This is a genomic window from Congregibacter brevis (assembly GCF_045689245.1).
Lineage (GTDB): Bacteria > Pseudomonadota > Gammaproteobacteria > Pseudomonadales > Halieaceae > Congregibacter > Congregibacter brevis.
The window spans coordinates 1,723,919-1,750,096 of the sequence record NZ_CP136865.1; the positions used below are offsets into that span (position 1 = coordinate 1,723,919).

Sequence of the window (26,178 nt, forward strand, 5' to 3'; positions counted from 1 at the left end):
CGTGACCGCATACCGTTACCGTGCCTTAGACCCTGCAGGCAAGCTTATACGTGGGGTGCTCGAGGCAGATTCAGAACGTCAGGTTCGAGTGCAGTTGCGCACTAAGGATCTTCGTCCTGTGGAAGTTCAAAGCGCTGCACGCGCAGAGGCGGCGAACGGGAGTCTTAGGCAACGCTTGCTCCCTACACGAATCAAGGGCGCAGACCTTGCGCTCTTAACGCGTCAGCTCGCCACTCTGGTGCAGTCCAACTTGCCCCTTGCCGATTGCTTGCAAGCCGCCGCGGAGCAGACACGGCGTCCTCGTATCAAGGCCATGCTATTGCAGATTCGCTCTCGGGTTAGTGAGGGGCATACCTTGGCCTACGCTATGGCTGAGTTTCCTCTCGCGTTTAACGAGATGTATCGCGCCATGGTGACAGCGGGTGAACATGCGGGCTTTCTGGGGCCTGTGTTGGAACAGCTGGCGGACTATGCCGAACGACGCCAGCACAGTGGCCAGCAGTTGCGCATGGCGATGATCTATCCGTTTATCCTTCTGGGCGTGGCCGTTGCCGTGATTGTTGCACTCATGGTGTTTGTCGTGCCCGAGCTCATAGGCATTTTTTCTCAAAGCAATCGAGAGCTGCCGGGACTCACTGTGGCATTGATTGCCGCGAGTGACTTTTTCCGATCTTACAGTCTTTGGCTGTTTATTGGTCTCATAGCGGCGGTGATTGCTGTGCGTCGCTTGCTGCGAGAGCCCAAGCGCCGTCTGCTCTGGCATCGGTTTCTCTTGCGTGTGCCGGGTGTTTCAGGATTGCTGATTGCACTGGATACCGCGCGGTTTGCCTCGACCTTGAGCATTCTTATGGCTAGTGGGGTTCCTTTACTGGAGGCCCTGCGTATCGCGGGTCAAGTGCTCGTAAATCTAGTGCTGCGCGCAGAGAGCGAGGATGTTGCTTTGCGAGTGCAGGAGGGCAGTAGTCTGAGTCGGGCTCTGGGGGAAGCGGGACATTTTCCTCCGATGATGGTGCACATGGTCGCGAGCGGCGAAAGTAGTGGTTCATTGGAGGATATGCTCGAACGGTCGGCGAGTAACCAGGAGCGCGAACTGGAAATGACTTTGGGTACCGTGATGGGACTTTTTGAGCCACTCATGGTGGTCTTTATGGGAGGCATGGTGCTACTTATTGTCTTAGCCATCCTCCTTCCGATTTTTGATTTGAATACGATGGTGAGGTAAGACATGCAGCGCAGAGTTGGTATGCGGGCACAAGCGGGTTTTTCCCTGGTGGAGATTCTTGTCGTTCTGGTGATCATGGGGTTGTTGATTAGTATTGTTGCGCCCACGGTTCTCAACCGCGCTGATGATGCGCGGATTCAAAAGGCTCAGGCTGACTTTAAGGCCATCGAGACGGCTTTGAAGATTTATCGTCTGGACAATTACGTGTATCCGAGCACGGAGCAGGGGCTTGAGGCATTGGTTAGTGCCAGCTCCATAGATCCTGCACCGCGCAATTTTAAAGATGGTGGATACCTTGCAGAGGTACCCCTCGATCCTTGGGGTCGACCCTACCTTTATTTGAGTCCGGGAGAAAACGGAGACGTTGATATCTATACGCTCGGCGCTGATGGTCTCTCTGGTGGTGAGGATCAGAATGCAGACATCGGTAATTGGAAGTCGGAGCAGAACTAATCCTATGAGTTTCGGCAGGGGGTTTAGCCTGATCGAAATGCTGGTTGTGCTGTTCGTAATAGTACTGATGACCAGTCTTGTGACTCTAAACGTAAATTCTGGTGCGAGTGATCGTGTTGTTCAGGAACGCTTGGACACTCTCGTTTCGGTTGCCGAATACGCGCTGGATGAAGCGCAGTTTAGCGGTAGTGATTTTGGTGTCCTGTTTGCGAGCAGTGTGAGTGATCAGGGGGAGTCTATGATCACCGCGCATTGGCGTCAGCGCGTTCCTCAAGGTTGGCGAGAACCCCGGCTCTCGCAGGAGGTGTTTAGCTCCTTGGAATTTCCTCCAGAGGCACGCTTACAGATTATTCTCGATGACGTGGAGCTCGTACCTGTAGCATCAGATGCGGTGGACCCACGCACCGGCACAGCGCCACAGTGGCTAATGTCGGCCAGTGGCGAAACTCAGGTTGGCGAGCTACTGGTGAGGAGCCGAGATGATGACGCTTTACTTTGGCGCCTTGAGTGGGACTCCCTGGGTCAGTTTGAACAGTTTCGTGGCGAAGACGATGAGCCAATAAGTGCTTATGCCCTTGTCCCGTAGACTCGCCAATAGATCGTCCGGTTTTACTTTGATCGAGGTCATGGTGGCTCTGGCTGTGGTGGCGCTGGCGGTGCCTGCGCTATTGTTGACGATGGATCAGCAAATCGACGGGACGGCCTATCTTAGAGATCGGTCTCTTGCACAGATTGTGGCGAGTAATCGGCTGGCTGAGTTGCGCTTGGCCCTTCGAGGAGGGCAGCAATCTCTGCGGGGCAGCAGCAGCGGAAGCGAAGAGATGGCGGGGCGGGAATGGTATTGGCGAGTGCAAAGCCAGGGTACCGAGGTTCCGAATTTTTCTCGCGTTGAGGTTCAGGTGAGAGTTATAGAAGGTGACGAGTCGCCAAGCCTCTATACCCTCGTCGCGTTTATCGCTGCCAGGAGCGACGCTGCTAATGGATAGAGGCAAACAGCGCGGGTTCACCCTTGTTGAAGTACTGATTGCGCTGGCGATCACGGCGTTTGTCGCGGCTGCGTCTTACAGCGGGATATCGTCGACACTCACGGGAGCAGAGCAGCTCCGCGCCGCCAGTGAGCGTACCCGGGACTTGAATCGCGCCCTTTCTTTGCTGACCCGGGACCTGAGGCAGTTTAGCAACCGCTCGGTCCGGGATGAATTTGGAGGGACCCAACCGGCGCTGTCAGGAGGGCCCTTGGCGTTTTATCCTTTGTCGCTAACACGAGACGGTTGGTCAAACAGTCTCCAGCAGCGTCGAAGCGAGCTTCAACGCGTGTTTTACTATATTGAAGACGAGTCGCTTTGGCGCGGTTATTACACGGTACTTGATCGTGCCGTTGATGCGGAACCCCAGCGTTCCGAACTGCTGAAGGGCGTGAGCGCTCTGGAACTGCGGTTCCTTGATTCGCTGGAAAACCTGCAGCTGGATCGAAACATGGTGGTAGACACTCGCTCTTGGCCTGAGAGTTGGGTCGCTGACCCCAGTGCAGGTGCCGCTGTACCCCAACCACCCGTGGCGCTGGAGCTGCGCCTCGATCTCGCAGACCTTGGTGAAGTGAGGCGTCTCTATGAATTGCCGCCGCGCTGAGCACCCGAGCTTACGTTCCCAGCGCGGCGTCGCGCTGGTCGTTGCTCTGCTTGTGTTCGCGATTTGCGCAAGCGTGCTGGTGGCGCTGCAGAGGGACTTTGATCTTAGCTACCGCCGGGGATTGAACAGTTTTGTTACGGAGCAGAGCTTTTCGTATCTGCGCGGTGCTGAGGAGCTGGCTGCTTTGGCGCTTACCCTGGATTACGATGCAGACTTGGCGAGCGAGAGTCCCCGTGACGATCTCAACGAGATATGGGCGCAGGAGGCGACGCCCTATGCGCTAGACGAAGGGGGGTGGATGTTTGGAAGCCTCGAAGACCTTCAGGGCCGGTTTAACCTGAATAGTCTCGGTGCGCCGCCATCGTCTGCCACCGTGGTTTACTCACCTGCGCAGCAAGTGTTTATTCGATTGCTTCAGGCACTGGATACTCCTGAAGTTGATGAGTTCACCGCCGCGGCGATTGCAGACGCTGTTGCAGATTGGATAGATGCGGATGACGAACCTCGACTCAACGGCGCCGAAAGTGCTTTTTATGTATCCCTTGAGCCGTCTTACCGGCCCGCAAATCGACCGATGGTCAGTGTGAGCGAGTTACAGGCAATATCAGGAATGACTCCCGAGATTTATCGAGCACTGCGGCCTTTGGTGACGGTATGGCCGGAGGTGCCCTCGGGTATCAACATACACACGGCGCCATTACCTGTGCTTCGCGCGTTGAATGCGAACGGTAATCTAAGGCCGTTGTCGCGCACCGATGGGGAGTCCATCGTGCAGCTCCGTGAAGATACGGGTTTCGCGAACCTCGATTCGTTTTTGCAGCAGGAGGTTTTTTCCGGAGTAGAGGGTTCATCCTTATTGACGCTTCTGACCGAATCCTCGTCTTACTTTCTTCTCGCGTCGCGCGTAGAGATTGCCGACCGTGAACAGCGTATGTACAGTGTCTTACGTCGCCAAGCTCGTGAAATTGACGTGCTCCAAAGAATTAACGCAAGTCTTTACGATATGCCTAACCCACGCCCTGAGAGCCTTCCGTGAGCGAAAATTTGAGCGTAGTTTATCTTCGTGACGGCGACCCCTATTGGTTGGACGCTGGTGTCACGTACGCCTTAGCCGATGAAGCTTCAGGCGCTCTCGAACGGCTCAGTCAGAGTCTGGCAGAACGTGATCACGGAGTTGTTTTCGCGGCGCCGGGATCGGACGTAAGGCTGCTGGAGTTGACTGTAACCCCAGAAGAAAAAAAGCATCTGAATACTTCCTTACCGTTTATGCTCGAGGAATCCCTGTCCGGCAATATCGAAGATGTGCACTTTGCGCGCAACGCCATCGATAAAGAACAGTATGCGATTGCGATGGTTGATAAATCGTCTATGACACTGTGGGAGGGACAGCTCGAAGCACTAAACGCGCCGCTACCCTGGATTCCGGAGCCCTTGTTATTGCCGTGGACCAGCTCCGAGTGGACTATGGTGATCGAAGCAGAGACCACATTGCTCCGCTATGGTCGCAATGCGGGAACACGGATTGAGAACACTTTGCTGCCGACACTAGTCGGTGCGCTGCTGGAAGAGGATTCTCCTGATCGCGTTATTGTCTATGGTGATCAGGAGTCTCTAGATTCATCATTCCTGATGGCTCTCAAAGCGGTAGAGGTGCAATGGCGAACAGGCGGTTTCTCCCAAGCGCTTATGCTCCGCGATGGCAGTGAGCCCACTTTGAATTTGCTCCAAGGAGAGTTCGCGCCGCAGCTACCTTATGCGCGTTGGTGGGGGCAGTGGCGAAAGGTCGCTGCTTTGTTCCTTCTGGCACTAAGCATCCATCTGCTGTCGGGATGGTTGGATCTGCAAAGAATGGAGCGCGAGAATCTAGTTCTCCGCACAGAGATTGAATCGGTTTATCGAGGTGTGAATCCGCGAGGGGCTATTGTCGATGCTGAGAAGCAGCTACGACGCCAGCTTGATGGCTTACGTGGTGGGACTGGTGGTGGAAGTTTTACAGGTTTGCTTGCGCCCGTTGGAACTTCACTGTCAAGCCAAGACGAAATGCTGCTCGCCAGTCTCAGTTACAGCCAGCGAAATGCGGAGTTGCGAGTCAATCTATTGGCTGCAGACTTCGCTGATGTTGAGTCTTTGCGTGGATCCCTGGAGCAGGCAGGCTACAGCGCGACTCTGGAGAGCTCTTCCCGCAGTGGCGATCGGGTGCGTGCGCGCTTGCGTGTAGGAGAGCGGCCATGAAGGCTTGGTTTGAGCGTTACACCCTCCGCGAGCAGGTCGCGCTTCTGGTGATGGCGTTTGCAGTCATCGCCTATCTCATGGCGGTCTTCGTTGTTTTGCCCCTTGGGCAAGCCCGAGAGGACTTGTCTGCGAGAAACACCGCTACCGCAGAGGCGCTTCTTCGTGTGGATGCGATGGCCACGGAAATTCGCGCCCTGAAGAACTCTCAGGGCAGTAAGAGCGGATCTCGATCAGCAAACCTCAGCGCCTCGTTGAATCAAAGTGCCAGTCGTTATGCTTTACGGGTGAGTCGCCTTCAACCGAGCAGTCAGGGCTCGGTTCAGCTACGCTTCGAATCAGCGAATCTCGAAGCGCTACTCCGTTGGGTTTATGAACTGGAGACAGTTCAGGGCTTGAGAATTGATGACCTCTCTTTGAGCCAAACGAGTAGCGCCGGAACTGTGAGTGCAACGCTGCGTGTAGCTGCAGCCGCATGAGGCTGATTTTCTGGTTGCCAGTGTTCATCGTTGTAGCAGTCTTGCTGTTTGCCGCGAGTTTGCGGATGCCCGCACGGTTGTTACCGTTCTTTTTAAACGAGGAGCAAGTGCAGCTTTCTGGGATCAGCGGGGCCATCGGTGAGGGAACTGCGGTTCGAGCTCGCGTACAAACCCCGGGAGGGTATTTGCACCTGGGTAAGCTCACTTGGACCTTGGATCCCCTGAGCGTCTTGACCTTGTCTCCCAAAGTAAATCTTCGAAGTGCTTGGGGTGATCAACGGGGAACCTTGGACCTGCGTATAGACGGAGACGCTCTTGCTATTCAAAACCTTGATGTGAGTGTCGATGCTGCGCTTCTCAAGCGGTTGCTGCCAATAGAGCTAAGTGGCCGTTTGGAGCTGGTTTTTGACGAGCTTTTAGTAACCCGCAGAGATGTAATGGCAGCTGACGGCCGTGTGGTCTGGCAAGACGCTGCCTGGCAATCGCCTCAAGGCGTTCGTGTCTTGGGGAGTTATGTCGCGACAATTGATAGCCCCGCGCCGCGGCAGGTTGTTGCAGACATCGTTACTTTGAGCGGGCCAGTGGTAGCTGCCGGAGAGGTTGATCTCGATGAGCAGCGCTTTAACATCGACTTGTTTATTGAAAGCTCGACACGAGCGCTAGATGCTGACCTAGCTCAAGCACTTTCTCTCATTGCCAGTCCGGAAGAAAATGGCTACCGTCTGCGCCTTGATGGAGAGGTCGCACGAGGTCCCTAGAGCCTGAGCTGTGATTTTGAATACCAACCCTTTTATCCGGAGACATAAGCACCATGAGTGAACAGTCCTTTCGTAAGTTTGAATGCATCGTCTGTGGCTTGATATACGATGAAGCTGAGGGCTGGCCTGATGACGGTATTCCCGCGGGCACGCTCTGGGAAGATGTTCCCGAAGATTGGTTGTGTCCCGACTGCGGTGTTGGCAAAGAAGACTTCGAGCAAATCTGAACGATGAATATGGCGGCGGCAGAGCAAGCGGCGAACCTCGCTTGCTTGCGTGAGGAACTTTCGGCTCGTGGCGTAGATGCGTTCTGTATCCCGCGCGCCGATGAGTATCTCGGTGAGTACATACCAGCGCATAACGAGCGTTTACAGTGGTTAACGGGCTTCACGGGGTCCGCTGGTATGGCCGTCGTCATGGCTACAGATGCGGCAATTTTTACTGATGGGCGCTATACGGTACAGGTGAGGCGTCAGGTCGACGGTGAGCAATACCAGTATCGCCGCTTAATCGAAGAGCCCCCTCTGTTATGGCTGAAGGAGACTTTGGCATCGGGGAGTAAGGTTCTTATCGATCCGCGCCTGTGCACTCTCGACTGGTACCAGCAAGCGCAGCGAGTTCTTGGTGATGCTGATATTGAGATTGTGCTTAGTACCGACAACCCCATCGACCGCTGCTGGGCGACGCGCCCCGAACCACTAATTGCAGAGGCTTTGCTCCTTGAGGAGGCTTTTACCGGTGAACATAGCCTCCAAAAGCGCGAGCGCCTGGGGAGGTCGATAGCGGAGCAGGGCGCTGACGCGGCTCTTGTATTTGCGCCGGATTCAGTAAGTTGGCTTTTGAATGTTAGGGGGAAAGACGTACCGCGCTTGCCGGTGCTACTTAGCTGCGCCGTGCTTGAAGCGAATGGCGATGTTCATCTGCTGGTCGACGAGAGGCGGGTTCCTCAGGGTTTTCACGAGCACACCGGCCCCGGCGTATCGGTGGTCCCCGAGAATGATGCGGCGCGGCTCTTGGAGAGTTTTGCTGGCAAAGTGGTGTTGGCTGACCCGTTGAGTGCGAATGCTTGGTCCCAGCTGAGTCTTGAGCGAGGGGGAGCGACGCTGTTTGCGGGAGAAGATCCCGTGCTCTTACCAAAAGCTTGCAAGAATGATGTGGAGATAGCTGGGGCTCTGGAGGCACACCGTCGGGATGCTGTTGCAGAGATTCGTTTTCTTGCCTGGCTAGATAGTGAGCTTGCGCAAGGGCGCTACCATGATGAAGCCTTGCTGTCAGATCGTTTGGGGGCGTTACGCGCAGAGGGCGAGCATTTTCACGAGCTGTCTTTTGACTCTATTTCGGCATCTGCTGCGAATGGTGCCATGTGTCATTACAACCATTTGGACAACACACCGGCGAAACTAGTCCCTGACAGCCTTTACCTCGTCGATAGTGGCGGACAGTATTCCGACGGCACGACCGATATCACCCGAACGATCGCCACAGGAACGCCGACCCAAGAGATGCGTGAGTTGTTTACCTTGGTGCTTAAGGGCCATATCGCGCTGGACAGCGCGCGCTTTCCCGCAGGCACAACCGGAACCCATCTTGATGCTCTCGCTAGGCAGTTTTTATGGCAGACGGGAAGAGACTACGATCATGGCACCGGCCATGGCGTGGGCGCTTTTCTGAGTGTCCACGAAGGGCCCCAGAGAATAGCCAAGGCCTGGAACGCAACGGCGCTCGCGCCGGGTATGATCGTAAGTAATGAACCTGGGTATTACCGGGATGGTGCTTTTGGGATTCGCTGTGAGAACCTCTGCGTCGTCCGCGAGGCGAACACTAACGCGAGTGAGGTCCCCATGCTGGAGTTTCTTGCGCTGACTCTCGTGCCGTTTGATCAGCGGTTGATAGATAGTTCATTGTTGAACGCTGCAGAGCGGTCCTGGGTAGATGCTTATCACTCACGGGTTCGGGAAGAGATTCTTGAGCGCTTGGAGCATTCTGAGGACCGTGAGTGGTTGATTGCCGCCACACGCCCACTTTCCTAGTTCCTTCCATCTCCTTCGGCTGAAGCGTATGGCGCTTTTGTGTAGACTGCGGAACTGATCCTAGTTCGGAGTTTGATTATGGCGGCTGCCGGCGGTGCACATTCGCACTGGACCTCTCGCTTTGCATTTCTTATGGCCTCAGTGGGATTCGCTGTTGGCCTTGGCAACATTTGGCGTTTTCCCTATGTGACTGGAGAAAACGGTGGTGCCGCATTTGTACTTATCTATCTCGGATGTGCATTCCTGATTGGCGTACCGATCCTCATGGCTGAGCTAATGATTGGTCGCAGGGGCGACGCCGCTCCTCCCATTGCTATGGCTAATGTCGCTAAGGAGAGCGAACGCAGCACTCAATGGCGTTGGGTAGGGGGCATGGGACTCCTGGCGGCTTTCACTATCGAGATTGTCTATTCCGTCGTTGTGGGCTGGGTTCTGTGGTATCTGTTTAAGGCGATTACTACGGGGTTTGCTGATGTAGACGCGGTAAATGCCGAGGCTCAGTTTACGGCTGTTCTGGCGGACAACTCAGGCATGCTGTTTTGGACCCTGGCGGGACTGGCGATTACCGGATTCATTATTTTCGCCGGTGTCAAAAATGGCATTGAACGCGCTGTCACGATCATGATGCCGTTGATGTTTGCGCTTCTTGTAGTGCTTGCCGGGTACAACTTTTTCGCCGGAGGGTTCTGGGAGGCGGTTGCCTGGCTGTTTACACCGGACTTCAGCAAAGTGACCTTTGCCACGGTGCTCGCCGCTATAGGTCAGGCATTTTTCTCTATTGGAGTAGCAATGGGGGGCATGATGACTTACGGCTCCTATTTGCCGCGCAGCATCTCCATCAGTCAGTCTGTCTTCATTATTGTGATTGCCGACACTGCAGTAGCCTTGCTTGCAGGTTTAGTGATTTTTCCCGCGGTATTCAATTATGGATTGGATCCAGCGGCGGGCGCAGGCCTGATATTCCAGACGTTACCGGTCGCTTTTGCGCAAATGCCCGGGGGCTATATCTTCGCGGTGCTTTTCTTCCTCATGCTCTCGGTAGCGGGGATCACCTCAATGGTAGGGCTCGTCGAGTCGGTCAACGCCTGGATCGAAGAGCACTACGGCGTGTCCAGACATAAGAGCGCGATGATCGTAGTGGGCTCTGTGGCGGTCTTAAGCATACTGAGTATTCTGTCCTACAACGTGCTCGACGAGCTGCGTATAGGTGAGAGGAATTTTAATAGTGTGATGGATTACTTCTCCAACCAGATTCTGCTTCCGCTCGGTGGTTTGCTGATCGCGATTTTTGCGGGCTGGTTTATGCGCAGGGAACACTCTCAAGAAGAATTTGCGACTCTGAGCTCAACAGGATATGCGATCTGGCATTTTCTCATCCGCTACCTGGTGCCGCCGGCGCTGCTGGTTATTTTTGTTTTAGGCGTTACTGAGTAGACGCGAGGACTTACGATGTTAGCGATGCTGAGTGATCTGCTTTGGAGCAAGGTGCTTGTGGTTATGCTGGTGGGCATCGGCTTGTACTTCACCGTTGCATCGCGTTTTGTGCAGTTCCGCTACTTTGGAAAAATGTTCTCGGTTTTGGGCTCCGCCTTGCACCACGAAAAGGGGCATGTCAGTTCTTTTCAGGCATTGGTGGTGAGTGTTGCCGGCCGAGTCGGTGGCGGTAACATCGCCGGTGTCGCCGTAGCAATTACCCTTGGAGGGCCGGGCGCTGTCTTCTGGATGTGGGTCATTGGACTCATGGGGATGGCCACGAGTTTCTTCGAATGTTCCCTAGCTCAGCTTTATAAACGCTATGAACCCGACGGCACATTTCGCGGTGGACCTGCCTACTACCTCACTCGAGGCATTAATCAGCGCGGTTTAGCGATTATTTATTCGCTGCTTTTGTTGATTACCTTCGGGTTTGGATTTAATGCAGTTCAGTCCTATGTGGTAGCTACCTCACTGGATGTGTCCTTCGGCGTGCCAACCTGGGTAAGCGGTTTGGCGCTAGTGGTGTTTCTTGGATTCGTTTTTATTGGTGGGATTCAGCGAATCGCCGCAGTTTCCGAGATTGTGGTGCCCGTAATGGCGGTCAGCTACTTCGCGTGTGCAGTGCTTGTTATCGGAATGAATATTCAAGAGGTGCCGGCTGCCTTCGCGAATATCATAAGCAGTGCCTTTGGTTTGGATTCAGCGCTTGGCGGCGGTATTGGTGTCGCGATTATGCAGGGCGTGAAGCGAGGGCTCTTCAGTAACGAGGCGGGTTTGGGTAGTGCGCCAAATGTCGCTGCGGTCGCATTTGTTCCTCATCCTGCGAACCAGGGAATTGTGCAGGCCTTCAGTGTTTTCATCGATACCTTGGTCATGTGTAGCTGCACCGCGTTGATAATCCTGCTGTCGGATGTTTATCAGCCTGGTGCTGTGGGTGTTTCCGGTGTGGCCCTGACACAGAACGCGCTCGCTGAGCACCTGGGACCTTGGGGCGGTAGTTTTGTGAGTATCGCTCTGGTGATGTTTGCGTTCAGCTCGATTATGTACAACTACTATCTCGGCGAAAACGCGCTGAACTATTTTAGTGAAGACAACCGCACGCTGTTCACAGTGTTTCGGGTGATGGTGCTGGGCTTGGTGTTCTGGGGCGCGGCGCAAGACCTCGGCACAGTGTTCGGATTTGCGGACCTTACGATGGGGCTTCTTGGCGTCGTGAATCTTATAGGATTGTTGTGGATGTCTAAGCTGGCATTGCGCTTACTTAAGGACTACGACGATCAGCTCGCGGAGGGCAAGTCTCCGCGCCTCCATGCGGATGACTTTGCGGATCTGGATATCGATCGACGAGCTTGGCCCGACTGAATACGGTTAGAGCACGGGCGACATGAGCCGCGCGGCCGCCGTCGCCAGAGGAAACCAAATTGGTTTTCGCGTGAGTTCTTCGGCGGTAACGAGCCTGGAGTGGTCGAAGTCGTTTAGCAGCATTTGCTCAACTTCGTCGCAGAAGTTTTCGTCGTGAACAAGCGCAGTGATTTCGAAATTCAAACGAAAAGAGCGATTGTCGAAATTCGCTGTACCTACCCCCGCCAGCTCTCGATCCAATAACAGAACTTTCTGATGCATGAACGCTGGTTCGTAACGATAAACGGCTACGCCGGCGGGAAGCAGCTCCCGTGTAAAAGACCAGTTGGCAAGGCCCACTACGGGACCATCAGCGTTGTCCGGAATCATCACCCGCACGTCCACTCCGCGCAGCGCGGCAAGCTGTAGTGCCGCGATAATGCCCCGGTCGGGGACAAAGTATGGGCTGGCTATCCAGACACGATCCCGAGCCTGGGTTATGACCTGATGAAACATCAGACCTGCCTCATCGAATTCGCTTGCCGGATCCGAGGGGAACAAGAGAACTGAGCTGTTCCCCGGTGCTTCCCGCTCAGTCTCCCAATTTAAATCCAGCTGTTCTCGCCGAGCCCATAACCAGTCTGTGGCAAAAGTGAGCTCGGCGCCGATTACTGCCGGACCATGGATTTTGACGTGTGTGTCTCGCCAGGGACCTCGCTCGCTATCTTCGCCCAGGTACTCAATGCCGACATTGTGCCCACCTATCCACGCACAGATACCATCAACGACAACCACTTTTCGGTGATTGCGAAAGTTGAGCTGAAACCTGTTTCGTCGTCCCTGGGTGGTGTTGAACGCGGCGAGCTGTACCCCTGCATCCTGTAATTGCCGGTAGAGAGGGGTTTTAGCGAAACTACGAGAGCCAACCTCGTCGTAGAGTAAGTGCACTGCTAGGCCTTCTCGCGCCTTTTCAGCAAGGACTTTACCCAGTCGCCTTCCGAGAGCGTCGTCGCGCAGTATGTAGAACTGAAAAAGAATGTAGCGCCCTGCGCTCTTAAGGCCTGCTTCTATGCTGTCGAAAGTGGTGTAGCCGTCCACCAGTAGCTCTACCGCATTCCCGCGGACCGTAGGGAGTCTAGCTAGGCGGTGAAGGCTGCGGTAAAAGGCAGCGGATGCATCACTCGCCTGAAAGTCGAACAATTCATTCCGCGGTACTTTTAATCGTGCCTCGGCTTGAGATTCAATTTGCGCACGCTCCTCAAGGTAGCCGTCAAACTTGTTTCGGCCAAACACCAGGTAAAGGGGCACGCTGAGGTAGGGGAGTGTTAACAGTGATACGACCCAGGCGATGGAGCCTTGGGCGGTGCGCGCCTGCAGAATTGCATCAATAGCGCTGGCGATGGCCAGCAGGTACACCGCCGCGAGAACAACAGCGATTATTTCGGGACTGTATTGAAGCTCCATGCTTTGATTCTAACAGCGTGTCGATATCAGATGGCAATGCAGGCTTGCGTAAGTGTGAATCTGGACGAGTTTGACAAGGCCGGTGTTCGCGGGTCCAACTCAGGGTGGACAGGGGTGTCTCTGAGTCAGGAGACGCTCGGTCCAGACACAGGTATTACCGGTTGTGTATCAGGCGTGACCGGTTGTGTATCAGGCGTGACCGGTTGTGTATCAGGCGTGACCGGTTGTGTAGAAGAAGGCTCTCCGGGAACAAACTGGATCACGGCCATCACCAACAAGAATAGACCAAGCAGCAACCACTTTAATCCGCTTTGCAAACTATAGTCCCGCCAAGTGTTTCCCGAAGTTCGATAGGTTAGCACGCGCAGGTCGCGAGTCCAGTTGATCCCTGAGGTATAATTCCAACACTTTAACATTCGGTTTTAACAGTATGTTTACCCCGACTTATGCTCGAATAACCGAGCGACTTTCTGCCGAAGGCAGTGACGTTTGGGCCGTGCACGATCGTGCTCTGGAGATGCAGCGGAATGGCGAAGACGTCATTCTACTCTCGGTAGGCGATCCCGACTTTCGTACGCCAGAACCGATCATTGATAATGCCGTGAGTCATTTACGCGTGGGGCGCACGCACTATTCACCATCTCTTGGTGAAATCAAACTTCGTCGGGCGGTTGCTGATCTTGAAACGCAAACCTCGCCTTATCCCTGTAGTGCGGACGAGGTGGCTGTTTTTCCGGGAGCAACATCGGCAATTTACGCGGTACTGTCTTGCCTGTTGAATCCCGGCGACGAGATTGTAGTGCCTGAGCCAATGTACGTTGGCTACACACCTATTTTTCGGGGACTGGACTTACAGCTGCGAACGGTTCCTCTGGATGTACAGAATGGCTTCGCCCTGGATGTGGAGGCTCTTAAGTCGACGCTGACAGAGCGGACGCGAGTATTGTTTATCAACACTCCGGGTAACCCCACGGGCGCCATAATTCCCGCCGCAGATATTCGAGAGCTGGCCAATTATTGTAGAGAGCGCAATATTTGGTTGGTTTGTGACGAGGTTTACTCGATGTTCTGCTACGAAGGGAAACACGTTTCAGCCAGGGCTAGTGCTGAGTCCCTCGATAACATCGTCATGATTGATGGACTGTCTAAGTCACATGCTATGAGTGGCTGGCGCATTGGCTGGGTCGTCGCGCCCCCGACTCTTGTCCAGCGTCTCGGTGAGTATTCGGGAGCGACGCTCTTTGGTAGTCCGCAGTTTATCCAGGATGCGAGTGCATTCGCTCTGGAGAATGACCAACAATACGTTCGTGAGATGCGAGATGAGTATCTGCGGAGGCGGGACTACGTGCTCGACAAATTGAGGAAAGTACAGAATATTCGCTGCAGTCGACCCCATGCGGGCATGTTCATAATGGCTGATGTTTCGGCCACGGGTTTGGACGGCAAGCAGTTCGCAGAGCAGTTACTGACGGAGCAGGGCGTGTCGGTTATACCGGGAGACGCCTTTGGCCCTTCAGCCGCCAATTTTGTGCGTATGGGCCTTGCACAAAATCATTCGGTACTTAAGCGTGCCTGTAAACGTATAAAGCAGTTTTGCGCCGCCTATTGATCCGTCTACGTCTTGGTGACTTGGCTATTGCGATTCGGTGAGCACGACATCGAGATCAACTTCGTCGTCTCCTCGGCGGGCTCGTACCGAAATCGTATCTCCCGCCTTGTGACTCTCCATGAGCGTTAGATAGTCATCATGGCTGTCGATAGTTTGTCCGTCGATCGCGACGATGATATCTCCGAGTCTGAGGTCTCCTCGAGAGCTGCGCGAAACGCCGCGCAAACCCGCTTCCGCTGCAGGTAATCCTGGGAAAACTCGAACCACCGGCATGCCCTTGATGCCGTAACGGCGACGCCAGCGATCGCTGGCCAACTCAATACCCATAATGGGGCGGAGAATGCGGCCGTAACTAATCAGCTGCGGTACGACTTCGCGCACGGTATTTACCGGAATGGCAAAACCAATACCTGCGCTCGCGCCGCTAGGACTGTAGATCGCCGTGTTGACCCCAATCAGCTGTCCCAAGGAATTCAATAGAGGGCCGCCTGAATTACCTGGATTGATCGCGGCATCCGTTTGCACTACTCCGCGTATTTGCCGCCCACTCGGCGCACGTATTTCTCTACCAAGGGCGCTCACTACGCCGGTTGTCAGCGTTGTATCTAGACCAAATGGATTCCCGATGGCCAGGACTTTTCTGCCCACGGAGAGTTCCGTAGAGTCGCCCAAGGGTAGCGTAGTGAGATCTGAAGGAGGCTCTAGCAGTCGAAGTACGGCGAGGTCTTTTTCCGGAGCGCTGCCAATCAACTCTGCCAGATAACTGTTGCCATCTTGCAAGGTAACCTTCATTCGATTTGCGTCGGCTACCACGTGATAGTTAGTCACGATCAGGCCGCTATCATGCCAAACAAATCCTGAGCCTGAGCCCTTAGGGATCTCCATCACATCCATAGAAAACCGGCTGCGTCGGCGAAGTGTTGTGGTGGTGACATAAACGACAGCTGGACTTGCCTTACTGAAAATCTCCGTGCTGTTCGCCTCGTCCTCCGTTGCAAAGCTGAGATAGTCTCTAGCTTCTTCGGTAGAGGCTGTGCCAGCACCGAGGAGCAGTAGGGGAACAAGGCCTTTCGCTAAAGCCCGAGCAAGCCAACGATTACACATACGAAAAGACAGGCGCCCCAGCATGCAACTCAGCCCTCTGCCGATGCCTTAAAAGCGGCTATGAAGCTGCGAATGCGTTTCGCATTAGCACCCAGGTCGCTAACGCCCACGCGAGAGACCGAGCGCAGATCAATGAGGCTGCCTTCAGCGTTCGTCTGCACTCGAATCACTACATCGTCTTTGAATTGCATGATTGCGGTGGTGTCCACGGCTTCAATGTAACCCGCGTTTGCGTCTTCGCGAACTATCTCCCACCCAAGATCTCGGGCGGTCGTAAGCGCGAGATTGTAGCTGCTCGCATAAGAGCGAGGGCTTTCGAGGGTTTGGAGGTCCGGATAGGCAGCAAGCTGCTGTTCCACGACGTCTTCGGTTAGCTCCAGAGGGTTACTGTTGTTCCCGCGAAGACGGAGTACTTCTTCAAAAACAGGGGGATCTACCAGGTCGGTAGCGATATCGTGAATGGGAGGGACGTCTCTGGCCTGCGTGGCCATAAGTAGCAATGCGGCTCCTGGGAGAGCGGGAAGCGCGCGTTTGAGTATGGTCATTCGTGCGCCGCGCCAGCGTGGCAACAGGCTCTGCACTGCCATAAATGCGAGTACCAGAGCACTGAGCAGGCCTGCGATAGCATAGAGAAGCAGGCCTTGTTGCCAGTTGCCGCTTCGCACCACTAGTACAGAGATAGCCAGTATGGCCAGAAAGAACCAGGCGATGTAGCCAGGCCAGCGTATCCACGCGCTAGGGGTTTCACTCATTATTCTTGCCTCTTAGATTTTATTGCTGTGAGAGTAACTAGGCGGCGCTTCGGAGCGCCGCTATCCGTTGGTCCAGTGGCGGGTGGGAACTAAACAACGCCTTGAACCCTTGTTTGGCTGTTTCGCTGATACCAAAAGCGGTGAGCTCACCGGGAAGGTCCTGGGCCGTATCTTGCTTGCCACGGAGACGTTCCAAGGCGGCGATCATGTCGCCGCGACCCGCTAAGCTGGCTCCCGCCGCATCAGCGCGAAACTCTCTCCACCTTGAGAACTTGAACACGATGATGCTTGCAAGAATTCCGAGAACAATCTCGGCGACGATCGATACGACGAAATAGCCTATTCCGTAGCCACGTTCGGTTTTGAAAACAACTCTATCAACGGTGTGACCGATGATTCGAGCGAGAAACATGACAAAGGTATTTACTACACCCTGTATCAGCGTGAGTGTCACCATGTCGCCATTAGCCACGTGGCCTATTTCATGGCCGATTACAGCGCGTATCTCGTTTGCCGGGAAGCTCTTTAACATTCCTGCGCTGATGGCCACCAAGGCGGCGTTCTTGTTCCATCCGGTAGCAAAGGCATTCGGCGCCTCGGAGGGGAAGATCCCTACCTCTGGCATTCCGATTCCTGCCTCTTGGGCCAGCTCTGCCACGGTGTCCACAAGCCATTGCTCATCGCGGTTACGGGGCGATTCAATGATGTAAGTGCCCGTGCCACGCTTGGCCATCCATTTGGACAGAAAAAGCGAGATCATTGATCCGCCCATGCCGAAGAGTCCACAAAAGACCAGCAGCGCTTTGAGATTCAGGTCTACGCCGTTTGCCGCGAGAATGCCCTCAAACCCCAGCATGGTGAATACCGTGCCGACCAAGATGAGCACGGCAAAGTTGGTGGCGAGAAATAACAGAATGCGCATGTCTGAGTACCTGTATCGAAACTATCGGCGAATCGGAGGTCAGCGGCCCGATATTCATGGATCGGGGTTTCGCGCCCTACAGCACAAGACATTGGGGCCAGCCCCAAAGTTTCAAGGTGGGTCTGGGCACCAATGCTTCAAGCTTAGCAGCCTGGCGCAGCGTACGTGATCAATCAGACCGCGGCGCTTAAGGGAGGTTCCTCTGCATCGGCGTCGCCTCCCTCACCTGTTTCGCCTGCCTCGCCCGGCGAGTCTTCTTCATTGGCGGCGGCCAGCGCCGCCTCTGCCGCTTTCTCAGCGGCCTTTTCCGCGGCTTTTTCCGCCGCTTTGTCCGCAAGAGTCGGAGTCAGGTGCGAACTCGCCTCGATAACGGGTTCTTTCTTTTCGTCTACCTCGCACTCCAGCACTTCACCCCGGAGATCTATGTCCTTGGCGCTCAGCTCTACCAGCTGGTTAACAGCCTCATCACGGTGTTTGGTCTTGAGCACCCGCTGGGGTTCTCTACCATCAACCCATTCTCCTGCTCGCGTCCAAAACTGACCTAACTGATTCTGAATGACGAAAACTGCTTCACTCATCTTGCTGTGTTTCCTTTATCTTGGGTGGTTGTATCTAAGCGGGCTATGTATTTTGAGCAGACGTGTTGTGTCTTAGCTCTTTGTAAGCAAGTCCTTGGCCTGGTTAATCTTGGCGGCAAGATAATCGGAGCCGCCACGGTCGGGATGCAGCTTCTGCATCAGTTTGCGATGGGCGTCGACAATGGCCGTTTCATCGGCGTCATCGTCAAGGCCCAACACCTCGAAGGCTTCTTTGCGGCTCATATCACCCGACGCAGTCTGCTCTTTAGCGCTGCCTTCTTGAGCTGCGTCCTGGAAGCGTTGCTCCAGATAACCGTTAAGGAGCTGCACTGACTCTGGGTCGTTATTCTCGCAATATTGTCGAAGAGAATCGAGCTGTTCCCGGTCCATTTCATCCAGCAGCCAATCTTTTTGTGGCCCTTCCAGCACCTCGCCTGACAATGCGCCGCTTTCATGGTCCAGATGCATACGCAACACTCGCGTTGTCACTGTTGAATGTTGGCTGGAGGCGGTCGTCTGAGACTTTAGAGACGAGAGCATGGGAAAGAGGCGAATCAAAATCGGTAGCGACTGCCGCGCCGCCACCAGCAAGCCTGTAATTGCCGCGCCGACCCAATGCATCTTGCCCGCGAGCGTCAGCAATATGACGACCACCACGGCCACACCAACGCCGAGCTTGAAGTATTCACCGCGCCTCCGATGAGGTGGCATAGTAGCGACTCGGCGTAAGAGAATGTAAACAACCGCGCCAATCGCGAGTAATAGAATCAGTCTGGGCATAGAAGTCCTGTTGACTAAAAATCTAGCGTTTTAACTGCTCTAGCAGGCGCTGGGCACCCGCCGTAGGCTTACTTTCCAGAGCTTTTCGTCCCCCGGCGGCATAGCGAGCCACTGCCCCCAGTAAATCTCGAAGACGTTGCGCACTGCTCTGGTCAAAGTGCTCATAGGCTCCGCCGCTCACCCGGGCCATAGTTTCGAAGCACTGCTTAACCGTAGGGTCATAGCCTTCCTGGAATAAGAACAGCGGTAACGACTGTAAGCGACACATCCCCGCCAAGTCCTGAAGCGTAGCGCCATTCTCTTCTACAGCATCTCCTATAAACACTAGCGCGTTTACCTTTGTGGTGTTTTGCTGCTTCAACGCAGCCTGCAGTAGTCTCCCAATCTGCGTTCGACCAGCCGCACACTGTACGCGACTCATTCTCTGGGCGAGAGCGGACGCGTCACTTTGCCAGGCACCCAGATGTAGCTCGCCGATACCTCGATAATACGCGAGCTGTATTGATAGAGACGCAAGATCATTTGTCACCTGAAACATGCTGGCTTGAAGCTCGCAGGCGAGATCCCAGGTCGCTTGTCGACTGGCTGTCGCATCGATGGCGAAGAGCAGCCGTGATTGCCCGGCACTAAAGCGTTGGACGTTCTTCGCACGCTCTAAAAACGCGCGGACGTCGCCGGAGCTAGCGTGCTTAGCGGGAGTGCGGGGCATCGTTGAAGTGAACCGACATGATGCGAGAATGGTATACCCTTGGGCACAAGGCTCCAAGCGCGTTTAGGGGTGCTGTAACCATGCCTTTTTTGCCAGCTGTTTTTTTAACTACGGAGATTGCACGTGAAGTTGTTTGAATTGCGAAAGAAACACGCCTTACCCAGTGCGGAGGATGCATTGCCAGGCCGTGAGACGCCCGTGGTCGTTGCTGAGCAACATCACGTGCTGGGGACCCCCTTGCGTGGTCCTTTTCCACCAGAGATGCAGCAGGCTGTATTCGCTATGGGTTGCTTTTGGGGTGTCGAGCGCGTTTTTTGGCAGTTGGAGGGCGTATTCACGACTGCCGTGGGCTATGCCGGGGGGCATACACCAAACCCTGGCTACGAGGAAGTATGTTCGGGACGCACTGGGCATACAGAAGCGGTTCTGGTGGTTTTCGACCCAGATAAACTCAGCTTTGACGATTTGCTGCGAAGTTTCTGGGAAGGTCATAACCCTACCCAGGGGATGCGCCAGGGAAATGACATGGGTACCCAGTACCGATCCGCGGTCTATGCCGCGGATCCGGTGCAGTTAAATGCTGCACAAAGCAGTATGGAAGCGTTTCAGCGAGAACTCGCCGCTGCGGGATACGGGGACATCACTACCGAGATCGAAATGGCCGGCCCTTTTTATTACGCCGAGGATTATCACCAGCAATATCTCAGCAAGAATCCCGGTGGTTACTGCGGCTTAGGTGGCACCGGCGTGACCTGTCCGATCGGACTAGACGTCGCGGGGACCACCTAAGGGATGGCTCTCAGCCGCTAGTAGTCTTCGTCGGGCTCGACGATCTCCAACTGCTCCATGAGGGCAATGGCCACCTCGAGGAAGTCTGAGTCGGTAATGATACCTACGAGACTCCCGTCTCGGGTGACTGGCAGGCAGCCGAGACGTTGTTTTCTCAAAAATCCGGCGACGGCTCGAAGCTCCGCATCCTCGGTAACGGTTTGAACGGGCGAAGTCATGACCGCAGACAGTGCAACGTAAGCCTCCTTGCCAGCGGTTCTTGGGTCCTCGTGGACAAGCCGGGAATCGCTGGCGGCAAGCACATCTCGATGAGATACAAGCCCAATGACGTTGCCGTCCTTAGCAACGATGGGAATGTGCCGTATATGGTGTTCTCGCATTAGGGAGGCCGCTTCCAGGAGGCTGTCGTCGGGTCCCAAGGTATAGGGTTGGGCGGTCATTATTTCTGCAACGCTTAGCATGTCCCATCCTCTCTCTGTTTGATGAGTAAGTTTTAAAGAGTTCAGGAGGGGCAGTCATTGATCTTCGTCAAGGATCAGCGTCTTCCCTTAAGAGGGTGCACGCAGCGCTACATGTGCTCGTTGGTAAGATGCCGTCCCAAGGCGCAGTGCAGAGCCGTCTCGACACGCAGCATACGTGGCCCTAGGCTCACGCTTCTCGCCCCAGCTTGTTCTATGAGGCCTCGTTCGAAGGGAATAAATCCGCCCTCGGGTCCTATCACCAAGAGGCTGGGTGTTGCCGGTGATTCGGGATAGCTATCGCGAGCGCCAAGATCCGCTAGCAGGGCATTGCGGCCCTTGCAAAGTTCCGGGAGCGTATCTTCGACAAAGGGCCGAAAGCGTTTGTGCTGTACAACCATAGGTAGCCGTGTATCCATGGATTGCTCAAGCCCTGCCACGAGGGCCTCTTGCAAGGCAGGGGCTTGCAAGAGTGGGCTTTGCCAGTAACTTTTTTCGACGCGAAAGCTGTTGATGAGGTGAAGTTGTTTGACCCCCGTCTCGGCAATACCGCGCAGAATTCTTCTGAGCATTTTGGGCCGCGGTAGGGCCATTACTACTGTTAAGGCTAAAGGTGGGGGAGGCGTACGATCTAAGCTGACGTCGATAAGCGCAGCTTTGTCATTGATTTCTAACACCGTTCCCTCGCCGATATCGCCATTTAAAACGCCGACACGAAGGCTGTCTCCCGATTGCAGCTTCAGAACACCGTTGAGGTGTTCCAAGCGGCGACCGCTGAGTTGCAACTGGTTGTTGGTGTCCAGCTCATCCGGTCCAACGATCAGAAGGTTCACAGTGCTTAGTCGATCCAGAGGTCGTATTCATCGGCGCGGGACACTGTGCCCCGCACCCAATCTCCGGGAGTAAAATCTGACGCCCCCGGGATATGCACTCGGCCATCAATCTCGGGTGCATCGGCGCTGGAGCGTCCTACGGCACCATGTTCGTCGACGCTATCTATGAGAACCTCAATGTCACGTCCAACTTTGCTTTGAAGACGCTGTGTACTGATTGCTTGCTGGCGAAGCATGAATCGCTCGTAGCGTTCCTGCTTTAGTTCCTCAGGGACGGGGTCTGCAAGTTGATTGGCGGCGGCGCCCGTGACTGGCGAGTACTGAAAACAACCAACACGGTCCAATTGCGCTTCGTCGAGAAAGCTCAATAATTCTTCAAACTCCGCATCGGTCTCGCCGGGGAAACCGACGATGAACGTGCTGCGGAGGGTTATGTCGGGGCACTGCTTACGCCAATTCTGGATGCGCCCGAGTACTTTCTCGGTGGCAGCGGGGCGCCGCATACGCTTGAGCACGGCATGGCTTGCGTGTTGAAACGGTATGTCGAGATAGGGAAGAATTTTTCCCTCGGCCATAAGGGGTATCACTTTATCGACGTGAGGGTAGGGGTAGACGTAGTGTAGTCTGACCCAAACACCCAATTCGCCCAACGCGGTACAGAGACTCTCCATGCGGGTAGACAGCGGTCGGCCCTGCCAGAAGCCTGTTCGATACTTTACATCCACACCATAAGCGCTGGTGTCCTGGGATATCACCAGTAGCTCTCGTACACCGGAGCGCACGAGCGCTTCTGCTTCATCCATAACGTCGCCGATGGGTCGGCTGACAAGGTCACCACGCATGGAGGGAATGATGCAAAAGCTGCAGCGATGATTGCAGCCTTCAGAGATTTTTAGATAGGCATAGTGGCGGGGGGTCAGTCGCACAGTCGATGCGGGGATCAAATCGGTAAACACGTCTTTTGGTGGAGGTGTCGGTACGTACTCGTGTACCGCGGATACCACTTCTTCGTAGGCCGCCGGCCCCGTTACCGACAAAACCTTGGGGTGCTCAGCCCGGATTCGCTCTGCGTCGGCGCCTTTGCCCATACAGCCGGTCACGATCACCCGACCATTTTCTGCGATCGCTTCACCAATGGCCGCGAGAGACTCTTCCTTTGCGCTATCAATAAAACCACAGGTGTTGACGACGACTAGCTCGGCATCGTCATAGCTGCCAACGATATCGTAGCCGTCTAATTTTAGTTGCGACAAAATGCGCTCAGAGTCCACCAGGGCCTTAGGGCAACCCAGGCTCACAAATCCAACGGTGCTGTTCTTTGCGGCCTTATTTACGGAATTACTTCCGCCTTTCATACCGGAGGTAGGATCAGATTCAGAAGACATAGAATTGGTCGATTGGTGAAAGCGCGAAGGGTAGCATGGTCCACCGAACGTCGAGAATGGAGATTGAGTCATGACAGTGTTGGTAGAGAGAGTCGGGCGTGTGTTGAAGGTGCTCATCGATCGCCCTGAGAATCGCAATGCCGTGAACGGACCAACAGCTTCGTTGCTGGCGCGGGCGTTTCGAGATTTTGATAGAGACGACTCTTTAGATGTGGCGATTCTGCAGGGCGGCGGCGAGACTTTTTGCGCAGGGGCCGATCTGAAAGCTGTGGCGAGCGGTGAGAATATGAACCGTATGCAGGCTCATGGAGAGGGTCCTATGGGACCTTCGCGCATGCAGCTCAGTAAGCCTGTGATCGCCGCGGTCGAGGGCCATGCCGTCGCCGGAGGATTGGAGTTGGCACTGTGGTGCGATCTAAGAGTCGCAGACCCCGATGCGGTCTTTGGCGTGTTTTGTCGCCGTTGGGGAGTTCCCCTGGTTGACGGAGGAACAGTGCGCCTTCCTCGACTTATCGGCCAATCGCGGGCGATGGATATGATCCTCACGGGAAGACCCGTGGGAGCCCGTGAAGCGCTGGAGATGGGGCTTGTGAACCGTGTATCAGCGCCCGGAGAGGTTGCTAGCGAAGCACTTGCGCTCGCCGAGCAGCTGTCGGCTTTTCCGCAAGCCTGTATGCGCGCTGATCGGGCGAGTGCTCTGGCCCAATGGTCATTGACCGAGCAGTCAGCCCTTGCTCATGAGTACGCAGCGGGCGAGGCAGTGGTACAAAGCGGAGAAACCCGACGCGGCGCTGAACGTTTTAGCGGTGGCCTTGGCCGTCACGGTGATTTTCGAGACATTTGATGGCTTTGCAGGCACCTTTGCATGCTGAAGGCTGGGTGGCTTTTTGCCTGCCTGCGCGCCGGTCTGTCCTCTTGTTTGTCCAATGGGAGCCGCATTCTAAGAGGCGCTGCTTAGAGTTTTAGACGACCCGCGGGGCTGTGTGTTCTTACCAGAAGCTCTTTACGTAGCAGCGCCATGAGCGACAGGCAGTCATCACGATTGAGGAATTCACCTACCCGGACGGTTTCTTCATTGCCGTGAACCGATAGACCGGGTCCTTCCCAGGGATGCTTCTCGGGAGTTATTGCGAGGGCGACTTGATCTCTCGCAAACCGCCAACGCCGCTTTGGCGCGTAATGTCCCTTATCGATCGATACCACACACTCATCCAGCGTGATGACGTGGCGATACTCGAGCTTCCAGTTGACGTAATAGAGAGCGGCGGCAAGGGCCAGAAGCTCTGCGCCAGCGAAAGGCAAAATGGGCCAAGCACCGAGCGCGGTAAACCCGATAGCTGCTCCAAGGGAAGGTACAGATACCGCAAGGAGTGCAAGTTTATTGTTGCGCCAGCTCGACGAGTGATTGGGCTTTGCAATGATGACTAACGAAGCGTCGCTGCGGCTGCTGCTGACCACCAAGCTTAATCCTTCTATTATGCGGTCTGGTTTATGCGACCTAGTTTGTACACTGGATTTACACAGTGAAAGTATAGTGCACCTTGATGGGAGTACCCACAGAGTTTGAAGAGAGCTAGATGCAACTGAAGGTTGTACGCGGTTCTTGTTTTAGGAGATCAGATTTATGACAAGGTTCCTCAGTGTCGCAGAGGCAGAAGACTTTGCGGGCGTGATCATCGATTGCAGGTTTTCCCTCGCCGATCCTGAAGAGGGTCGTAGGGTTTATGATCAGGGCCATATACCCGGAGCCCTCTATCTGGATCTTGCAAAGGATATGTCGGCGCCAATTCGCACCCACGGCGGGAGGCACCCACTACCGTCGACGCAGACCTTTGCGCAGAAGCTCGCGGACCTGGGCGTTGACGAGAGCACTGAAGTTCTGCTCTACGATGACTCGCGCTTTGTGTTCGCTTCGCGATGTTGGTGGATGATGCGCGCTCTTGGTTATCGGGAGCCGGTTTTGCTGAATGGTGGGTACAAAGCGTGGTTGAGTCAGGGTGCTGGGATGGAGATGGCTACGCCCACTCCTGATCCCACCGCGGCGAGGGAGGTTTCGAAACAGTGGCCTGGCTGTTGTGATCGAGATGGGCTTTTTGATTTGCAAGGTCAGTCAGCGTTTGTTGTGGATGCGCGTGAAGCGCAGCGTTATCGCGGTGAACATGAACCTATCGATCCTATAGCGGGGCACATTCCCGGTGCATTGAATCTCCCCTGGCAGAGTTTTAGTAACGAGCACGGCGAATTCCTTGAGGCCTCCGCTTTGCGAGAGTGTTGGGGCGATACGCTGGAGGCCGCTCCGCTGGTGGTCTATTGCGGCTCTGGCGTGTCCGCCTGTGTCAATGTTTTATCCCTAGCTGTACTTGGTAGAGATGATGTTTGGCTCTACGGCGGTAGCTGGAGTGATTGGTGCAGTTATCTGTAGGCGTGCTCACAGAGCTACCCACGATAAAGCCGTATAGCCATAAGGGGCGCGGCGGGTTCAGTCTTTAAAAAGGCGCCGGACAGTGACCCACTAATTTTCGCCCGGTAACCGGATGGGGGAATGCGATTCGCGATGCATGAAGCATCAGTCGCGGCGCACTACCCAGAATGGCGGGAGGGGCGTACATGTCACAGCCCAGAATAGGGTGTCCCATTTCCCGGCAGTGGATGCGCAGCTGATGAGTGCGCCCCGTCGCTGGCTGTAATTCGAGATAACTGTTTCCGTTCTCACGTTTAAGAACTTTGAAATAAGTAAGCGACTTCTTGCCTGTTTCCGCACAGATCTTTTGCAGAGGTCTGTTTTCCCAGTCCCTCGCAATAGGCAGGTCGATCTTGCCTTCGTCATCCGCTACATCCCCGGCGACCCAAGCCCTGTACTGCTTGTCTACGGACCGTTCCTGAAACAGCCGCGACAGTGCTGCCTGGGACGGTTTTCCCCGGGCAACAATCATGATGCCAGAGGTATCCAGATCTAGCCGATGGACCACCAGCGCATCGGGGTAGCGCTCTTGCAGTCGTGTGATCATGCAGTCGTGATTCAGCGGGTGGCGACCCGGTACCGAGAGCAGTAGATCCGGCTTGCGGATTAGTAGAAGAGACTCGTCGGCATAGATGACTTTGACTGACTCAGCGCTGTGAGGAACGACGTAGGGTGGCAGCTCCAGATCGTCTGGCGAGTCGGGAGGCGTGGGCATAA

At 55.0% G+C, this 26,178-nt stretch carries 30 protein-coding genes; 18 read left to right on the plus strand and 12 right to left on the minus strand.

Going from position 1 to position 26,178, the window contains the following annotated elements; all coding sequences use genetic code 11:
* The first annotated feature begins 1 nt into the window (after position 1).
* The 13 genes from gspF to R0137_RS07625 all read left to right on the plus strand — a co-directional run bounded on the left by gspF (position 2) and on the right by R0137_RS07625 (position 11,638).
* A complete protein-coding gene (gene gspF, locus R0137_RS07565) occupies positions 2–1,222 on the plus strand; it encodes a type II secretion system inner membrane protein GspF (protein ID WP_407329776.1) in 1,221 nt (406 codons plus the stop codon).
* 21 nt (positions 1,223–1,243) lie between these two features.
* A complete protein-coding gene (gene gspG, locus R0137_RS07570) occupies positions 1,244–1,675 on the plus strand; it encodes a type II secretion system major pseudopilin GspG (protein ID WP_407329991.1) in 432 nt (143 codons plus the stop codon).
* 4 nt (positions 1,676–1,679) lie between these two features.
* Positions 1,680–2,261 carry a Tfp pilus assembly protein FimT/FimU gene (locus R0137_RS07575; RefSeq protein ID WP_407329777.1) on the plus strand — a complete coding sequence of 194 codons (582 nt, stop codon included), beginning with the start codon at positions 1,680–1,682 and terminating at the stop codon, positions 2,259–2,261.
* Positions 2,251–2,661 carry a type II secretion system minor pseudopilin GspI gene (gspI, locus tag R0137_RS07580; RefSeq protein WP_407329778.1) on the plus strand — a complete coding sequence of 137 codons (411 nt, stop codon included), beginning with the start codon at positions 2,251–2,253 and terminating at the stop codon, positions 2,659–2,661. Before R0137_RS07575 ends, gspI begins: the two co-directional genes overlap by 11 nt.
* Positions 2,654–3,304, plus strand: a complete 651-nt coding sequence (gene gspJ / locus R0137_RS07585) for a type II secretion system minor pseudopilin GspJ (protein ID WP_407329779.1) — start codon at positions 2,654–2,656, stop codon at positions 3,302–3,304. The genes gspI and gspJ overlap by 8 nt, the downstream gene beginning before the upstream one ends.
* On the plus strand, positions 3,285–4,340 hold the full coding sequence (gspK, locus tag R0137_RS07590) for a type II secretion system minor pseudopilin GspK (protein WP_407329780.1): 1,056 nt from the start codon (positions 3,285–3,287) through the stop codon (positions 4,338–4,340). The genes gspJ and gspK overlap by 20 nt, the downstream gene beginning before the upstream one ends.
* Positions 4,337–5,536, plus strand: a complete 1,200-nt coding sequence (gspL, locus tag R0137_RS07595; RefSeq protein ID WP_407329781.1) for a type II secretion system protein GspL — start codon at positions 4,337–4,339, stop codon at positions 5,534–5,536. Before gspK ends, gspL begins: the two co-directional genes overlap by 4 nt.
* Positions 5,533–6,012: a type II secretion system protein GspM gene (gene gspM, locus R0137_RS07600; RefSeq protein WP_407329782.1), complete on the plus strand. Its 480-nt coding sequence runs from the start codon at positions 5,533–5,535 to the stop codon at positions 6,010–6,012. The genes gspL and gspM overlap by 4 nt, the downstream gene beginning before the upstream one ends.
* Complete coding sequence (gene gspN, locus R0137_RS07605) at positions 6,009–6,770, plus strand: type II secretion system protein N (protein WP_407329783.1); 762 nt, start codon at positions 6,009–6,011, stop codon at positions 6,768–6,770. Before gspM ends, gspN begins: the two co-directional genes overlap by 4 nt.
* A gap of 53 nt (positions 6,771–6,823) precedes the next feature.
* On the plus strand, positions 6,824–6,997 hold the full coding sequence (locus R0137_RS07610; protein ID WP_405268487.1) for a rubredoxin: 174 nt from the start codon (positions 6,824–6,826) through the stop codon (positions 6,995–6,997).
* Between the two features lie 3 nt (positions 6,998–7,000).
* A complete protein-coding gene (locus R0137_RS07615; RefSeq protein WP_407329784.1) occupies positions 7,001–8,800 on the plus strand; it encodes an aminopeptidase P family protein in 1,800 nt (599 codons plus the stop codon).
* A 78-nt stretch (positions 8,801–8,878) separates the two neighbouring features.
* Positions 8,879–10,234 (plus strand): sodium-dependent transporter, encoded by a 1,356-nt coding sequence (locus R0137_RS07620; protein ID WP_407329785.1) that lies wholly within the window; start codon positions 8,879–8,881, stop codon positions 10,232–10,234.
* Between the two features lie 15 nt (positions 10,235–10,249).
* A complete protein-coding gene (locus R0137_RS07625; protein WP_407329786.1) occupies positions 10,250–11,638 on the plus strand; it encodes an alanine/glycine:cation symporter family protein in 1,389 nt (462 codons plus the stop codon).
* Positions 11,639–11,644: 6 nt separating this feature from the next.
* Here the strand turns inward: R0137_RS07625 and cls are convergent, their stop codons facing one another.
* The gene (gene cls, locus R0137_RS07630; protein WP_407329787.1) at positions 11,645–13,081 is read right to left on the minus strand and encodes a cardiolipin synthase; all 1,437 of its coding nucleotides are present in this window, start codon (positions 13,079–13,081) and stop codon (positions 11,645–11,647) included.
* 36 nt (positions 13,082–13,117) lie between these two features.
* Between cls and R0137_RS07635 the strand changes: the two genes are divergently transcribed.
* Together R0137_RS07635 and R0137_RS07640 are read left to right on the plus strand one after the other, a co-directional pair.
* Positions 13,118–13,405: a hypothetical protein gene (locus R0137_RS07635; RefSeq protein ID WP_407329788.1), complete on the plus strand. Its 288-nt coding sequence runs from the start codon at positions 13,118–13,120 to the stop codon at positions 13,403–13,405.
* Positions 13,406–13,511: 106 nt separating this feature from the next.
* The gene (locus R0137_RS07640; RefSeq protein ID WP_407329789.1) at positions 13,512–14,690 is read left to right on the plus strand and encodes a pyridoxal phosphate-dependent aminotransferase; all 1,179 of its coding nucleotides are present in this window, start codon (positions 13,512–13,514) and stop codon (positions 14,688–14,690) included.
* Positions 14,691–14,714: 24 nt separating this feature from the next.
* Here the strand turns inward: R0137_RS07640 and R0137_RS07645 are convergent, their stop codons facing one another.
* From R0137_RS07645 to R0137_RS07670, 6 genes are all read right to left on the minus strand, one after another.
* Positions 14,715–15,818, minus strand: coding sequence for a S1C family serine protease (locus R0137_RS07645; RefSeq protein ID WP_407329790.1), 1,104 nt, complete (start codon positions 15,816–15,818; stop codon positions 14,715–14,717).
* A gap of 5 nt (positions 15,819–15,823) precedes the next feature.
* Positions 15,824–16,546 (minus strand): DUF1499 domain-containing protein, encoded by a 723-nt coding sequence (locus R0137_RS07650; RefSeq protein WP_407329791.1) that lies wholly within the window; start codon positions 16,544–16,546, stop codon positions 15,824–15,826.
* Positions 16,547–16,583: 37 nt separating this feature from the next.
* Entirely contained in the window at positions 16,584–17,468 is an 885-nt protein-coding gene (htpX, locus tag R0137_RS07655; protein WP_407329792.1) for a protease HtpX, read from the minus strand.
* A gap of 173 nt (positions 17,469–17,641) precedes the next feature.
* The gene (locus R0137_RS07660) at positions 17,642–18,046 is read right to left on the minus strand and encodes a hypothetical protein (protein ID WP_407329793.1); all 405 of its coding nucleotides are present in this window, start codon (positions 18,044–18,046) and stop codon (positions 17,642–17,644) included.
* A gap of 72 nt (positions 18,047–18,118) precedes the next feature.
* The gene (locus tag R0137_RS07665) at positions 18,119–18,826 is read right to left on the minus strand and encodes a DnaJ domain-containing protein (protein WP_407329794.1); all 708 of its coding nucleotides are present in this window, start codon (positions 18,824–18,826) and stop codon (positions 18,119–18,121) included.
* 22 nt (positions 18,827–18,848) lie between these two features.
* Positions 18,849–19,535, minus strand: a complete 687-nt coding sequence (locus R0137_RS07670; protein ID WP_407329795.1) for a hypothetical protein — start codon at positions 19,533–19,535, stop codon at positions 18,849–18,851.
* A 123-nt stretch (positions 19,536–19,658) separates the two neighbouring features.
* Here R0137_RS07670 and msrA point away from each other — a divergent pair, with 123 nt between their 5' ends.
* On the plus strand, positions 19,659–20,324 hold the full coding sequence (gene msrA, locus R0137_RS07675) for a peptide-methionine (S)-S-oxide reductase MsrA (protein WP_407329796.1): 666 nt from the start codon (positions 19,659–19,661) through the stop codon (positions 20,322–20,324).
* A 17-nt stretch (positions 20,325–20,341) separates the two neighbouring features.
* Here msrA and R0137_RS07680 read toward each other — a convergent pair whose 3' ends face one another.
* The 3 genes from R0137_RS07680 to rimO form a co-directional block, all read right to left on the minus strand.
* On the minus strand, positions 20,342–20,785 hold the full coding sequence (locus R0137_RS07680; RefSeq protein WP_407329797.1) for a CBS domain-containing protein: 444 nt from the start codon (positions 20,783–20,785) through the stop codon (positions 20,342–20,344).
* 107 nt (positions 20,786–20,892) lie between these two features.
* Positions 20,893–21,615 carry a 16S rRNA (uracil(1498)-N(3))-methyltransferase gene (locus R0137_RS07685; RefSeq protein WP_407329798.1) on the minus strand — a complete coding sequence of 241 codons (723 nt, stop codon included), beginning with the start codon at positions 21,613–21,615 and terminating at the stop codon, positions 20,893–20,895.
* 5 nt (positions 21,616–21,620) lie between these two features.
* Positions 21,621–22,970 carry a 30S ribosomal protein S12 methylthiotransferase RimO gene (rimO, locus tag R0137_RS07690; protein ID WP_407329992.1) on the minus strand — a complete coding sequence of 450 codons (1,350 nt, stop codon included), beginning with the start codon at positions 22,968–22,970 and terminating at the stop codon, positions 21,621–21,623.
* Positions 22,971–23,070: 100 nt separating this feature from the next.
* On the opposite strand from rimO, the gene R0137_RS07695 reads away from it, so the two are divergent.
* Positions 23,071–23,844: a crotonase/enoyl-CoA hydratase family protein gene (locus R0137_RS07695; protein ID WP_407329799.1), complete on the plus strand. Its 774-nt coding sequence runs from the start codon at positions 23,071–23,073 to the stop codon at positions 23,842–23,844.
* A 110-nt stretch (positions 23,845–23,954) separates the two neighbouring features.
* On the opposite strand, the gene R0137_RS07700 is transcribed toward R0137_RS07695, so the two are convergent.
* Positions 23,955–24,458 (minus strand): DUF2244 domain-containing protein, encoded by a 504-nt coding sequence (locus R0137_RS07700; protein WP_407329800.1) that lies wholly within the window; start codon positions 24,456–24,458, stop codon positions 23,955–23,957.
* 166 nt (positions 24,459–24,624) lie between these two features.
* On the opposite strand from R0137_RS07700, the gene R0137_RS07705 reads away from it, so the two are divergent.
* Positions 24,625–25,422, plus strand: coding sequence for a sulfurtransferase (locus R0137_RS07705; RefSeq protein ID WP_407329801.1), 798 nt, complete (start codon positions 24,625–24,627; stop codon positions 25,420–25,422).
* Positions 25,423–25,486: 64 nt separating this feature from the next.
* Here R0137_RS07705 and R0137_RS07710 read toward each other — a convergent pair whose 3' ends face one another.
* The gene (locus R0137_RS07710; protein WP_407329802.1) at positions 25,487–26,176 is read right to left on the minus strand and encodes an RluA family pseudouridine synthase; all 690 of its coding nucleotides are present in this window, start codon (positions 26,174–26,176) and stop codon (positions 25,487–25,489) included.
* Positions 26,177–26,178 lie beyond the last annotated feature (2 nt).

What these genes read in the sequence shown, in the direction of transcription:
- gspG (WP_407329991.1), top strand. Translation starts at nt 1,244, where the DNA reads ATGCGGGCACAAGCGGGTTTTTCCCTGGTGGAGATTCTTGTCGTTCTG.
- R0137_RS07575 (WP_407329777.1), top strand. Translation starts at nt 1,680, where the DNA reads ATGAGTTTCGGCAGGGGGTTTAGCCTGATCGAAATGCTGGTTGTGCTG.
- gspJ (WP_407329779.1), top strand. Translation starts at nt 2,654, where the DNA reads ATGGATAGAGGCAAACAGCGCGGGTTCACCCTTGTTGAAGTACTGATT.
- gspK (WP_407329780.1), top strand. Translation starts at nt 3,285, where the DNA reads ATGAATTGCCGCCGCGCTGAGCACCCGAGCTTACGTTCCCAGCGCGGC.
- gspM (WP_407329782.1), top strand. Translation starts at nt 5,533, where the DNA reads ATGAAGGCTTGGTTTGAGCGTTACACCCTCCGCGAGCAGGTCGCGCTT.
- gspN (WP_407329783.1), top strand. Translation starts at nt 6,009, where the DNA reads ATGAGGCTGATTTTCTGGTTGCCAGTGTTCATCGTTGTAGCAGTCTTG.
- R0137_RS07610 (WP_405268487.1), top strand. Translation starts at nt 6,824, where the DNA reads ATGAGTGAACAGTCCTTTCGTAAGTTTGAATGCATCGTCTGTGGCTTG.
- R0137_RS07615 (WP_407329784.1), top strand. Translation starts at nt 7,001, where the DNA reads ATGAATATGGCGGCGGCAGAGCAAGCGGCGAACCTCGCTTGCTTGCGT.
- R0137_RS07620 (WP_407329785.1), top strand. Translation starts at nt 8,879, where the DNA reads ATGGCGGCTGCCGGCGGTGCACATTCGCACTGGACCTCTCGCTTTGCA.
- R0137_RS07625 (WP_407329786.1), top strand. Translation starts at nt 10,250, where the DNA reads ATGTTAGCGATGCTGAGTGATCTGCTTTGGAGCAAGGTGCTTGTGGTT.
- cls (WP_407329787.1), bottom strand. Translation starts at nt 13,081, where the DNA reads ATGGAGCTTCAATACAGTCCCGAAATAATCGCTGTTGTTCTCGCGGCG.
- R0137_RS07635 (WP_407329788.1), top strand. Translation starts at nt 13,118, where the DNA reads ATGCAGGCTTGCGTAAGTGTGAATCTGGACGAGTTTGACAAGGCCGGT.
- R0137_RS07640 (WP_407329789.1), top strand. Translation starts at nt 13,512, where the DNA reads ATGTTTACCCCGACTTATGCTCGAATAACCGAGCGACTTTCTGCCGAA.
- R0137_RS07645 (WP_407329790.1), bottom strand. Translation starts at nt 15,818, where the DNA reads ATGCTGGGGCGCCTGTCTTTTCGTATGTGTAATCGTTGGCTTGCTCGG.
- R0137_RS07650 (WP_407329791.1), bottom strand. Translation starts at nt 16,546, where the DNA reads ATGAGTGAAACCCCTAGCGCGTGGATACGCTGGCCTGGCTACATCGCC.
- htpX (WP_407329792.1), bottom strand. Translation starts at nt 17,468, where the DNA reads ATGCGCATTCTGTTATTTCTCGCCACCAACTTTGCCGTGCTCATCTTG.
- R0137_RS07660 (WP_407329793.1), bottom strand. Translation starts at nt 18,046, where the DNA reads ATGAGTGAAGCAGTTTTCGTCATTCAGAATCAGTTAGGTCAGTTTTGG.
- R0137_RS07665 (WP_407329794.1), bottom strand. Translation starts at nt 18,826, where the DNA reads ATGCCCAGACTGATTCTATTACTCGCGATTGGCGCGGTTGTTTACATT.
- R0137_RS07670 (WP_407329795.1), bottom strand. Translation starts at nt 19,535, where the DNA reads ATGCCCCGCACTCCCGCTAAGCACGCTAGCTCCGGCGACGTCCGCGCG.
- R0137_RS07680 (WP_407329797.1), bottom strand. Translation starts at nt 20,785, where the DNA reads ATGCTAAGCGTTGCAGAAATAATGACCGCCCAACCCTATACCTTGGGA.
- rimO (WP_407329992.1), bottom strand. Translation starts at nt 22,970, where the DNA reads ATGAAAGGCGGAAGTAATTCCGTAAATAAGGCCGCAAAGAACAGCACC.
- R0137_RS07695 (WP_407329799.1), top strand. Translation starts at nt 23,071, where the DNA reads ATGACAGTGTTGGTAGAGAGAGTCGGGCGTGTGTTGAAGGTGCTCATC.
- R0137_RS07705 (WP_407329801.1), top strand. Translation starts at nt 24,625, where the DNA reads ATGACAAGGTTCCTCAGTGTCGCAGAGGCAGAAGACTTTGCGGGCGTG.
- R0137_RS07710 (WP_407329802.1), bottom strand. Translation starts at nt 26,176, where the DNA reads ATGCCCACGCCTCCCGACTCGCCAGACGATCTGGAGCTGCCACCCTAC.